This window comes from Bordetella genomosp. 2 (assembly GCF_002261345.1).
Classification (GTDB): domain Bacteria; phylum Pseudomonadota; class Gammaproteobacteria; order Burkholderiales; family Burkholderiaceae_B; genus Bordetella_A.
Window position 1 is genome coordinate 929,179 of sequence record NZ_NEVT01000006.1, and the last position, 11,634, is coordinate 940,812.

Below are 11,634 nucleotides of genomic sequence, written 5' to 3' on the forward strand. Positions count from 1 at the left end.
CGGAGCACTGATGAAAAACGCTGTTCGATTCGCCGCCGCCCTGGCGCTCTGCCTGCCTGCCGCGGCCCACGCCCACGACGTATGGATGGTGCCGTCCTCCACCGTGCTGTCGGCCACCGGCAGCTGGATCACCGTGGACGCCGCCGTCGGCAACGACAAGTTCTATTTCAACCACGCGCCGCTGCGCCTCGACAACCTGGCGATCCAGGCGCCCGGCGGCCAGCCCGCGCAGGCCGAGAACCTCAATCGCGGCAAGCTGCGCAGCACCTTCGACCTGCAACTGGCCGAGGCCGGCACTTATCGCATCGCGGTGGTCAACGACGGCGTGTTCGCGCGCTGGAAGGAAGATGGCAAGCCCAAGCGCTATTTCGGCAAGCCCGAAGGCCTGGCCAATGCCGTACCCGCGCAGGCGCAGGACCTGGAAATCTCGCAGAGCATGGGCCGCGTGGAGACCTTCGCCACGGCGGGCAAGCCCAGCGTCATCAAGCCGGCCGGCAAAGGCCTTGAAATGATGCCGGTCACGCATCCCAACGACCTCTACGCGGGCGAGACCGCCACCTTCCAGATGCTGCTGGACGGCCAGCCGGCCGCCGGCCTGCAGATGACCATCGTGCCCGGCGGCAGCCGCTACCGCGACCAGATCGGCGAGATCGAAGTACAGACCGGCCAGGACGGCAAGTTCGCGGTCAAGTGGCCGCAGCCCGGCCTGTACTGGGTGGAGGCCCGCGCCGAAGACGACCAGACCAGCGTGCCGCAAGCCAGCAAGCGCCGGCTGTCGTACGTGGCGACGCTGGAAGTGCTGCAACCGTAATCCCCCCGTTGCACACCGGCGCCGCACACGCGCGGCGCCGGCGCGCTTGCCGCATGCCCGCCACCCCTTCATACGCACCTGCCGGCCCCGGATCGGCCGCCGCGCCCCGCCTCGGCGCGCGGCCGGCTGGCTATGGGGCGCTGCCTGGCGTCGCCGTCGCGGCGCCGGCCGCGCTGGCGGGCGCGACCATGGGCACCACCTGGTCGGCCCGCCTGGCGCTGCCGCCGGGGGTGGCCGCGCCGGCCGCGCGCGCCGCCATCCAGCAGGCGCTGGACCAGGTGGTCGCGCAGATGAGTACCTGGGACGACCGCTCCGACCTGTCGCGCTACAACCGCGCGGCGACCGGCTGGCAAACGCTGCCCGACGACTGCCTGTTCGTGCTGGACCATGCCTTGCGGCTGGCCGCCGCCACGGAGGGCGCCTATGACCCCACGGTGGGGCCGCTGGTCAACGCCTGGGGCTTCGGCCCGCCGCCGCACCCCAGCGAGCCGCCGTCGGCCGCCGTGCTCGACGCGCTGCGCCAGCGCTGCGGCTGGCGGCGGGTGCGGCTGGATGCCGCCGGGCGGCGCGCCTGGCAGCCGGGCGGCGCCTATCTGGACTTGTCCGGCATTGCCAAGGGCCACGGGGTCGACCGCGCGGCGCAGGCCCTGGAGCAGTTGGGCGTGCGCGATTATCTGGTCGAAGTGGGCGGCGAACTGCGCGCCGGCGGCGCGCGCCCGGACCGCCAGCCCTGGCGGGTGGCGGTCGAAGTGCCGGACGGCAGCGCCGATCATGCCCTGGCGCTTGCGCTGCGCGGCTGCGCGATCGCCACTTCGGGCGATTACCGGCGCTACCGCGAAGGCGCCGCCGGCCGCTATGCCCATACGCTGGATCCGCGCAACGGGCGGCCGGTCGACAACGGCGTCGCCTCGGTGACAGTGGTCCACCGCTCCTGCATGCAGGCCGATGCGCTGGCCACCGCCCTGACCGTGCTGGGCGAGCGCAACGGCCTGGCCTACGCGCAGCGCCACGAGGTGGCGGCGCTGTTCATCGTGCGCACTGCCGGCCGGCTGCAGCTGGCCGCCAGCAGCGCCTTCGCCGCGCTGGCGGGCGCGTGAGCCGCCGATGACCGCGCGCCTGCTCGCCGCCTGCTGCGCCTGCGCGTCGTGGCTGTTGCTGTGCCTGTGGGCCTGGCGCCAGGCCCGCCGGCGCGCCGCGCAGGCGGCGGGGGCGGCGCGCGAACTGCGCGCCCCCGCCGGCGACGCCGTGCTGGTGGCGCACGCCAGCCAGACCGGGCAGGCCGAGGCCCTGGCCCGCCAGACCGCCGAGTCGCTGCGGCTGGGCGGCCTGCAGGCGCGCGTGGCGGCGCTCGGCCAACTGGACCTGCATGCCTTGCGGGCCTATCCCCGCCTGCTGGTGGTGGCCAGCACCTATGGCGAAGGCGATCCGCCCGACAGCGCGGCGGCCTTCGCCGACACGCTCATGGGCGCGGACGGCGCGGTCGCGCTCGACGGGCTGGGCTACGCCGTGCTGGCGCTGGGCGACAGCGGCTACCGCCATTTCTGCGGCTTCGGCCGGCGCCTCGACGCCTGGCTGCGCGGCCGCGGCGCCACGCCGCTGTTCGACCGCGTCGAAGTCGACAACGCCGATGCGGCGGCGCTGCGGCACTGGCAGCATCACCTGGGCCTGCTGGCCGGCCGCGGCGACCTGCCCGACTGGGAGACCCCCGCCTACCAGCCATGGCGGCTGGCGCGGCGCGTCCTGCTCAATCCCGGCAGCCAGGGCGGACCCTGCTTTCATCTGGAATTGACACCACCCGAGGGCCTGGCCATCGCGTGGCAGGCCGGCGATATCGCCGAGATCGGCCCGCGCGACGCCCGCGGCGGCGCGCTGCTGCCGCACCGCGAGTATTCGGTCGCCTCGCTGCCCGCCGATGGCGCGGTCCACCTGCTGGTGCGCCAAATGCGCGGCGGCGATGGCGGCCTGGGGCTGGGCAGCGGCTGGCTGACGCACCTCGCGCAACCCGGCGATCTTATCGACCTGCGGCTGCGCGCCAATCCCAATTTCCACCCGCCGGCCGACGCGCGTCCGCTGCTGCTGATCGGCAACGGTACCGGGCTGGCCGGCCTGCGGGCCTTGCTCAAGGCCCGCATCCGGGCGGGCCGGCATCGCAATTGGCTGGTGTTCGGCGAACGCAGCGCGGCGCACGACTGGTTCCATCGCGACGAAATGCAGGGCTGGCTGGCCGCCGGCGCCCTGCAGCGCCTGGATGCGGTGTTCTCGCGCGATACGCCCGAACGGCGCTATGTGCAGCACGCCCTGCTGGATGCCGCCGAGGCAGTGCGGGCCTGGATCGCCGCGGGCGCCGACATCTATGTCTGCGGCAGCCTGCATGGCATGGCCGAGGGCGTCGACGCGGCGCTGGCGCGCATCCTCGGCGCCGACGGCCTGGCCGCCCTGCGCCGCGACAACCGCTACCGGCGCGACGTGTACTGAGCGGCGCGCCGCCCGGCCGCGCCTATTGCAGCTTGATCTGCGCCTTGGCGATCACGCCGCCCCAGCGGTCCCGCTCGGCCTGGATCTGCGCGCCGAACTCATCCGGGCTGTTGCCCAGCGCGAACGCGCCGGTTTCCGCCAGCTTGGCGGCCGTGGCCGGGTCGCGCACCGCCTGGGCAAACGCCTGGGCCAGCTTGTCGCGCACCTCGGCGGGCAGGCCGGCCGGGCCCACCACGCCGTACCAGGCGGTCACGTCGTAGTCCTTGTAGCCCTGCTCGGCAAAGGTCGGCACGTCCGGCAGCTGCGGATTGCGCTGCGCGCCGGTAATGGCCAGGCCGCGCAGGTGGCCGCTCTTCACGTAGGCCTGCGACGACGGGAAGTTGTCGAACACCACCGGGACCACGCCGCTCACGGCGTCGGTCAGCGCGGGCGCCGAGCCGCGATACGAAATGCTGTTCATCTTGCCGCCGATGATCTGCAGGAACCAGATCATGCCCAGGTCGTTCACCCCGCCCGCGCCGGCGTTGGCGTAGCCTTCCTGGTCCGGGTGGGCGCGCACGTGCTCGACGAAGCCCGCCAGGTCCTTGGCCGGATACGAAGGATGGACGCTGAGGATATTGGGGCTGGTGACCAGATTGCTGATCGGCGTGAAGTCCTTGACCGGGTCGTAGGCCAGCTTGGGGAACAGGTGCGGCGCCGTGCCGTGGGTGCTGACCGTGGCCAGCCCGACGGTATAGCCATCCGGCTTGGCGCGCGCGGTGGCGGTCATGCCGATCGTGCCCGACGCGCCGGTGCGGTTCTCGACCACGATCTGCTGGCCGAGGATCTCGCCGGCCTTGGCGGCTGCGATGCGGCCGACGATGTCGGTCGGGCCGCCGGCCGAGAACGGCACGATCAGGGTAATGGGGCGGTCCGGGAAATCGGCCCGGGCCGCCGGCACGGCCGCCAGCAGGGCCAGCACCAGCAGAGTCTTGCGCATCTTCATGTTTCCTCCTTGGGTTTGTGATTCTGGGTGTCGCGCCGCAGGATATGGCCGGGACGGCGGCCCTGCGGCGGTCCGGGGTGGACTTGCACGCCGTTGACCAGCACCGCTTCGATGCCGTCCGACGCCTGGGTGGGCGCGTCCCAGGTCGCGCGGTCGATCACGCGGTCGGCATCGAACACCACCACGTCGGCCCAGGCGCCGGCCTGCAGCAGGCCGCGGCCGGCCAGGCCGAACACCCGGGCGGGCAAGGCCGTCATCTTGGCCACCGCCTGCTCCAGGCTGACGATCTGCGCCTCGCGCACGTAGCGGCCCAGCACCCGCGTGAAAGACCCCCATAGGCGGGGATGCGGATGCGCGTCGTTCGGCAAGCCGTCGGAGCCGACCATGCAGCATTCGTGGCGGAAGATCTGCCGCACCTCGGCCTCGTCCATGGCGAAATAGATCGCGCCCGCGGGCGACAGGCGCCGCGCCGCCTCGGTCTTGTCGCAGCCCCAGCGCGCGGCGATGTCGCTCAGGTACTCGCCGCTGCACTCGGGGTGCGGCGTCGACCAGGTGATGCGGATGTCGTCGATCAGATCGGCCCGCTCGGGGATGAGAATGGTGGAGCTGCCCGGGTACGGGTAGATGTCCAGCGCGACCGCCACCCCGTCGGCGCGGGCGCGGTCGATATTGGCCAGGGTGGCGCGGCTGCGGCCCCAGTTGCGGGCCAGCATGCACTTGTGATGCGACAGTACGGTGGCGCATTGCGTGGCCCGCCCCACTTGCAGGACTTCGTCCACCGCGCTTTCGACTTCGTCGCCTTCATTGCGGATGTGGCTGGTGTGCAGGCAGCCGTGGCGCGCCGCCACGCGCGCCAGGCCTTCCAGCTCGGCGGGCCGGGCCGCGCCGCCCGGCTCATAGGCCAGGCCCGTGCTGAAACCCACCGCCCCCGCTTCGAGCGCCTGGGCCAGCATCGCTTCCATGGCGGCCTGCTCCTGCGCCGTCGGCGTGCCGGACGGGTCGGCCATGGCGGCCAGCCGCAGGTTGGCGTGGCCGACCAGCGCCGCGACGTTGATCATCGGCTGCTGCGCGCGCAGTGTCTCGAAGTAGCTGGCCATGTCGGCGAACAAGGGAGTCTCGCCCAGCAGCGCGAGCGCCGCCGCCGTGTTGCCCGGGCGCGGCGCGGGCGCGCCGCTGACGCCGCAATTGCCGACCACCACCGTGGTGATGCCCTGTGAAATCTTCCAGGGTAGGCCGGGACGCTCCACGAACATGAGATCGTCGTGGCCGTGCACATCGATGAAGCCGGGGGCCACGATCTTGCCGCGCGCATCGAGTTCGCGGCGGGCCGGCCGGCCCGCCAGGTCGCCCACCGCCGCGATGCGTTCGCCCACGATGCCGAGGTCGGCGCGGCGGCGCGCCGCGCCGCTGCCATCGATGACCCAGCCGCCGGTGATTTTCAGATCCAGGATTGTTGCGTCGTCCATGCCTGCCGCCCGCCGCGCGCCGCCGGGCGGCGCGCGCAGTTGCTGATTGGGAAAAACGACGAGTATCGTCCGGGATATCAATCTGTGAAAATCATTTTAGTTTATTCATCAATCTGAATTCATGATCAATCGACTGCCCAAGCACGTCACCCTGAAGCACTTGACCGCCTTCGTCGCGGTGGCCCAGGAAGCCAGCTTCACGCTCGCCGCGCGCCGGCTGTTCCAGACCCAGTCGTCGATCACCGGCCTGGTGCGCCAGCTCGAGGACGCGCTGGGTATCCAGCTGTTCACCCGCACCAGCCGGCACGTGGCGCTCACGCCCATCGGGCAAGAGTTCCTGCCCCGCGTGGTGCGCCTGCTGGCGGATTTCGACGGCACTATCGAGGATGTGGTGCGCTACGGCCTGCTGGAACGGGGCCGCGTCGCGGTGGCGGCGGCCCCGTCGGCCATCACCGAGATCATCGCCCCGGCGGCGGCCGCGTTCGTGCAGCGCCGGCCCGGCATCCGCCTGTATCTGCGCGACGACAACTCCGGACGCATCCAGCGGCTGGTGGCCAGCCAGGAAGTCGATTTCGGGCTGACCAGCCATTGGGCCGATGCGCCCAGCCTGGTCTTCGAGGCCTTGCTGGAAGACCGTTTCGGCGTGCTGTACCGTGCCGACGATGAAACGCTGCGGCCGGACCGGGCCGGCTACGTCCGCTGGACCAGCCTGGCCGACCGCAAGCTGGTGGGGGTGGTGGACGAAACCGGCATCATGGCGCTGCTGCGCGGCCGTGCCGACCTGCCGATTGCCGCGGCGGCGCCGTTTTATGAAGCTTCCAGCACCACCTCGCAGGCGGCGCTGGTGAAGGCCGGGCTGGGCGTGGCGCTGCTGCCGGCCCTGGCGGCGCAGCGCGTGCAGGAGCCGCAACTGCGCTTCGCGCTGCTGGCGGGGCCCACGCTGGTGCGCACGCTCTGCCTGATACGGCATCGCGACCATGCCCTGACGCCGGCCGCGCAGGAACTGATGCAGGCCCTGCGCGCCCATGTGGCGGACATGGCGCTGCCGCGCGGCTGCCGGGCGGTGCCGGGGCCGCGCGGCCAGGGGCTTACTGCAGGGTCCGCGTGAACACGAACTTGCCGTCGTTCCAGTCCACCGGCACCACGTCGCGCGGCCCGAACTCGCCTTCCAGGATCAGCTTGGCGACCGGGTTCTCGATCTGCTGCTGGATGGCGCGCTTCAGGGGCCGCGCGCCGAACACCGGATCGAAGCCCGCGCGCGCCAGTTCGGCCAGCGCCGCGTCGGTCACCTCCAGGCGCATTTCCTGGCGCTCCAGGCGGTCGGCCAGGCGCTTGAGCTGGATGCGCGCGATCGATTCGATATGCTGCGCTTCCAGTCCGTGGAACACCACGACCTCGTCGATGCGGTTGAGGAACTCGGGGCGGAACGACTGCTTGAGCTCGTCCCACACCACTTCCTTGATCACCTCGTACGGCTGCCCGGTCATGCTCTGGATGTGCTGCGACCCCAGGTTGGAGGTCATCACGATGACCGTGTTGCGGAAGTCCACGGTGCGCCCCTGGCCGTCGGTCAGGCGGCCGTCGTCCAGCACCTGCAGCAGCACGTTGAAGACGTCCGGGTGGGCTTTCTCGACTTCGTCGAGCAGCACCACGCTGTACGGCTTGCGCCGCACCGCCTCGGTCAGGTAGCCGCCTTCCTCGTAGCCCACGTATCCGGGCGGCGCGCCGATCAGGCGGGCCACCGAGTGCTTCTCCATGAATTCGCTCATGTCGATGCGGATCATGCGCTCTTCGGAATCGAACAGGAAATCGGCCAGCGCGCGGGTGAGTTCCGTCTTGCCGACGCCGGTCGGGCCCAGGAACAGGAACGAACCGTAGGGGCGCGACGGATCGGCCAGCCCGGCGCGCGAGCGGCGGATGGCGTCGGACACCAGGCGCACGGCCTCGTCCTGGCCGACCACCCGCTTGTGCAGGTGGTCTTCCATCTGCAGCAGCTTCTCGCGCTCGCCCTGCATCATCTTGGCCACCGGGATGCCGGTGGCGCGCGACACCACTTCGGCGATTTCCTCGGCGCCCACCTGGGTGCGCAACAGGCGCGGCTGGCCGGACTCGGCCTGGCCGCCCTGCTCGGCGCTATCGGCCGCCTGCAGGCGCGCCTCGAGCTCGGGCAGCTTGCCGTACTGCAGCTCGGCCAGCTTGTCGAACTGGCCCTTGCGCTGCAGCTCGGCCATCTCGGCGCGCACGCGGTCGATCTCTTCCTTGATGGCCTGCGTGCCCTGCACGGCGGCCTTCTCGGCTTTCCAGATTTCCTCGTAGTCGTTGTATTCGCGCTGCAGCTTCTCGAGCTCTTCCTCGATGACGGCCAGGCGCCGCTTGGAGGCGTCGTCGGTTTCCTTGCGCACCGCCTCGCGCTCGATCTTGAGCTGGATGATGCGGCGGTCGAGCTTGTCCATCACTTCCGGCTTGGAGTCGATTTCCATGCGGATGCGCGCGGCCGCTTCGTCGATCAGGTCGATGGCCTTGTCGGGCAGGAAGCGGTCGGTGATGTAGCGGTGCGAGAGCTCGGCCGCGGCCACGATGGCCGGGTCGGTGATCTCGACGCCGTGGTGGATCTCGTAGCGCTCCTGCAGGCCGCGCAGGATGGCGATGGTGGACTCGACATCGGGCTCGTTGACCAGCACCTTCTGGAAGCGGCGTTCGAGCGCGGCGTCTTTCTCGATGTACTTGCGGTATTCGTCGAGGGTGGTCGCGCCGATGCAGTGCAGCTCGCCGCGCGCCAGCGCCGGCTTGAGCATGTTGCCGGCGTCGATGGCGCCCTCGGCCTTGCCGGCGCCCACCATGGTGTGCAGCTCGTCGATGAAGACGATGTTCTGGCCGTCGTCCTGCGCCAGCTCTTTGAGCACCGCCTTCAGGCGTTCCTCGAATTCGCCGCGGAACTTGGCGCCGGCCAGCAGGGCCGCCAGGTCGAGCGACAGCACGCGCTTGCCGCGCAGGGTCTCGGGCACTTCGTCGTTGACGATGCGCTGCGCCAGGCCTTCCACGATGGCGGTCTTGCCCACGCCGGGCTCGCCGATCAGGACCGGATTGTTCTTGGTGCGGCGCTGCAGGATCTGGATGGTGCGGCGGATTTCGTCGTCGCGGCCGATGACCGGATCGAGCTTGCCCTGGCGGGCGCGGTCGGTCAGGTCAAGGGTGTACTTGGCGAGCGCCTCGCGATTGGATTCGCCTTCGGCCGCGGACACGTTCTCGCCGCCGCGCACCGCGTCGATGGCGGCTTCCAGCGCCTTCTTCTGCAGGCCCGCGTCGCGCAGGATGGTGCCCGCCGGCCCCTTGTCGTCGGCCAGCGCCAGCAGGAACAGTTCGCTGGCGATGTAGGTGTCGCCGCGCCGCGCCGCTTCCTTGTCGGTGCGCGTCAGCACGGCCTGCAGGTCGCGGCCGACCTGGACGTTCTCGCCGCCCTGCACCTGCGGCAGGGATTTCAGCGCCGAATCGAGCGCGGGCCCGACCCGATTGACGGCGACGCCGGCGCGCGCCAGTAGGCTGGAGGCGCCGCTGTCGGGGTCGCCGAGCAGTGCCGCCAGCACGTGGACGGGCTCGATATAGGGGTGGTCGTTGCGGCCGGCCAGGCTTTGCGCGTCGGCCAGCGCCTGTTGGAATTTGGTCGTGAGTTTGTCGAATCGCATAGTGGTCGCAAGGCTTGATGGGGAGCCTGACCGGCTGCTGCGCGGCGGGCTCGATGACCTGAATGTGCAGACGCGACAGGGGTTTTTCAAGACCTGGCGACCGCCTGGACGAGGCGCGGGCCTGTACCGCCAGCATAGACCGTTCGCACCGCCGCCGCCACCGCGCGCCCCGCCGCGCGCGCCGGCCCGGCCCCGGCAGCGGTTCGGCATCATCTCCGCCAGGGAATACAATAGGGTTTCTTGTTCATTTGCTGCCAAGCACCGGCTCGCATCAGGGCTTGAGCAACATAAGGTAAATCATGCAAAAACGAGTCCCCCTGCCGCCGGATTCGCCCCACTGCTCCACCTGCATGCTCGGCCACGTCTGCATCCCCGTCGGCATGGCCGCCAACGAGGTCGAGCAGCTCGACGAGCTCGTGCAAGAGCGCGTGCGGGTCGAGAAGGGCAAATCCCTCTACACCCTGCAAGACCCGCTCGACGCGGTCTACAGCCTGCGCTACGGCAGCATGAAGACCCAGATCGAGGACGCGGCCGGCCACGTCCAGATCACCGGGTTCCACCTGCCCGGCGAAGTGGTGGGCCTGGACGGCATGCTCGAGGGCAAGCACATCTCCACCGCGCTGGCCATGGAAGACTCCGAGGTCTGCGTCATCCGCCTGTCGCAGATCGACCACGTCGCCAGCCACCTGCCGTCGCTGCAGCACCAGTTCCGCCGCCTCATGAGCCGCGAGCTGGGGCGCTCGTACCAGATGCTCGCCTCGCTGGGCGCCATGCGCTCCGAACAGCGGCTGGCGGCCTTCCTGCTGAACCTGTCGCAGCGCTACGCGGCGCTGGGCTACTCCTCCACCGAGTTCGTGCTGCGCATGAGCCGCGAGGAAATCGGCAACTACCTGGGCCTCACCCTGGAAACGGCCAGCCGCCTGTTCTCGCGTTTTGCACGCGAAGGTTTGATCCGCATCAATCAACGTGAAGTTCGTTTGATCGACGTACCGGCCCTGAAGCAATTGCTGGGCCAGGAACACTGCTGAGCGTCGCGCCGCCCATGCGTACCCGCCGTCCCCGCCTGCGTTCGCGTACGTGGGTGGCGGCCGGGCTGGCCATGGCCCTGGCCGGTTCGTCGGGCATGGCCCGCGCCCAGACCCCGCTGCCGCCTCCCTACAACTACGACGAGCCGCTGCCGCGCGCCCCGCGCCCCGCGCCGCCCTGGCAGGATCTCGCCCTGGGCCCGGAGGACCAGCGCTACCGCATGCCGGTATATGCCAACCGCAAGCTGGCCGGCAAACTGGACACGGTGCGGCGCGCCATCGTCGTGCTGCACAGCGCCCGCCGCGACGCCAGCCGCCACTACCAGGACATCGCCGCGCTGGTCGAGCGCGACCCGGCGCGCCGGGCCGACACGCTGATCCTGGCGCTGGAATTCCCCGCCCCCATCGACGCGGCCTTCGCCGGCCGCCCGGCCTGGCGCCGCAACAGCTGGGAAAACGGCGCCGACAGCGTGCGCGCGTCCGGACGGCCCGCGCCGGTCAGCGCCTTCCGGGTGCTGGACGACATACTGCGCTGGCTGGCCGAACGCGAGCGCCTGCCGGCGCTGTCCGACATCGTCGTGGCCGGCCATGGCGGCGGCGCGCAGCTGCTGCAGCGCTACGCCGTGCTCAACGACATCGACGGCCAGGTGCGCCGGGCCGGCCTGGGGCTGCGCTACGTCATCGCCAACGCGCCGTCCTACCTGTACCTGACCAATGAGCGGCCGCGCCGCGCGGGTTCCGGCTACGCCCCGTACGAGCGCGGCATCTGCCCGACCTACAACCAGTATCCGTACGGGCCGCAGCAGTTGCCCGCCTACGCGGCCGGCCAGGACCCGGCCGGCCTGTACGTGCGCTATGCGGCGCGCGACGTGGTGTACCTGCTCGGCAGCGCCGACACCAACCCCGAGGACCACGGGCTCGACAAGCGCTGCGGCGCCGAAGCCCAGGGCGCCACGCGGCTGTCGCGCGGCCTGGGCTACGTGCGCTACGACCTGCTGCTGGCCGGGCGCGGCGCGCGCCGCGTCACGCTGGCGCACGAGCACCAGCAGGTGATGGGCGTCGGCCACGAAAGCGCCGCCATGTTCGGCTCGCTGTGCGGCACGCGCGCCCTGCTGGGCGACGCCGCGCGCACCGCGACCGATGCGGCGGCCTGCCAGCCGGTCGACCGCGCGCCCGCGCGCTAGTCCCG

General features: G+C 71.0%; 9 protein-coding genes. 6 read left to right on the forward strand and 3 right to left on the reverse strand.

Going from position 1 to position 11,634, the window contains the following annotated elements; all coding sequences use genetic code 11:
• Nucleotides 1-10 precede the first annotated feature (10 nt).
• Genes CAL24_RS14605 through CAL24_RS14615 form a run of 3 tightly spaced genes read left to right on the forward strand, consistent with a single transcriptional unit; the run spans nucleotide 11 to nucleotide 3,286 of the window.
• Complete coding sequence (locus CAL24_RS14605) at nucleotides 11-811, forward strand: DUF4198 domain-containing protein (protein ID WP_094807044.1); 801 nt, start codon at nucleotides 11-13, stop codon at nucleotides 809-811.
• A gap of 53 nt (nucleotides 812-864) precedes the next feature.
• Nucleotides 865-1,908, forward strand: coding sequence for an FAD:protein FMN transferase (locus tag CAL24_RS14610; protein WP_094807045.1), 1,044 nt, complete (start codon nucleotides 865-867; stop codon nucleotides 1,906-1,908).
• Nucleotides 1,909-1,915: 7 nt separating this feature from the next.
• Nucleotides 1,916-3,286, forward strand: coding sequence for a sulfite reductase subunit alpha (locus tag CAL24_RS14615; protein WP_094807046.1), 1,371 nt, complete (start codon nucleotides 1,916-1,918; stop codon nucleotides 3,284-3,286).
• A 22-nt stretch (nucleotides 3,287-3,308) separates the two neighbouring features.
• On the opposite strand, the gene CAL24_RS14620 is transcribed toward CAL24_RS14615, so the two are convergent.
• Nucleotides 3,309-4,265, reverse strand: a complete 957-nt coding sequence (locus CAL24_RS14620) for a tripartite tricarboxylate transporter substrate binding protein BugE (protein WP_094807047.1) — start codon at nucleotides 4,263-4,265, stop codon at nucleotides 3,309-3,311.
• A 2-nt stretch (nucleotides 4,266-4,267) separates the two neighbouring features.
• The gene (locus CAL24_RS14625) at nucleotides 4,268-5,737 is read right to left on the reverse strand and encodes an N-acyl-D-amino-acid deacylase family protein (protein WP_028353992.1); all 1,470 of its coding nucleotides are present in this window, start codon (nucleotides 5,735-5,737) and stop codon (nucleotides 4,268-4,270) included.
• Nucleotides 5,738-5,861: 124 nt separating this feature from the next.
• Here CAL24_RS14625 and CAL24_RS14630 point away from each other — a divergent pair, with 124 nt between their 5' ends.
• Complete coding sequence (locus CAL24_RS14630) at nucleotides 5,862-6,845, forward strand: LysR family transcriptional regulator (protein WP_094807280.1); 984 nt, start codon at nucleotides 5,862-5,864, stop codon at nucleotides 6,843-6,845.
• On the opposite strand, the gene clpB is transcribed toward CAL24_RS14630, so the two are convergent.
• Entirely contained in the window at nucleotides 6,826-9,420 is a 2,595-nt protein-coding gene (clpB, locus tag CAL24_RS14635) for an ATP-dependent chaperone ClpB (RefSeq protein ID WP_094807048.1), read from the reverse strand. The genes CAL24_RS14630 and clpB overlap by 20 nt on opposite strands.
• 299 nt (nucleotides 9,421-9,719) lie before the next feature.
• Between clpB and CAL24_RS14640 the strand changes: the two genes are divergently transcribed.
• Together CAL24_RS14640 and CAL24_RS14645 are read left to right on the forward strand one after the other, a co-directional pair.
• Nucleotides 9,720-10,448 (forward strand): helix-turn-helix domain-containing protein, encoded by a 729-nt coding sequence (locus CAL24_RS14640; protein ID WP_028353995.1) that lies wholly within the window; start codon nucleotides 9,720-9,722, stop codon nucleotides 10,446-10,448.
• Between the two features lie 14 nt (nucleotides 10,449-10,462).
• Nucleotides 10,463-11,629 carry a hypothetical protein gene (locus CAL24_RS14645; RefSeq protein ID WP_094807049.1) on the forward strand — a complete coding sequence of 389 codons (1,167 nt, stop codon included), beginning with the start codon at nucleotides 10,463-10,465 and terminating at the stop codon, nucleotides 11,627-11,629.
• Nucleotides 11,630-11,634: the final 5 nt, after the last annotated feature.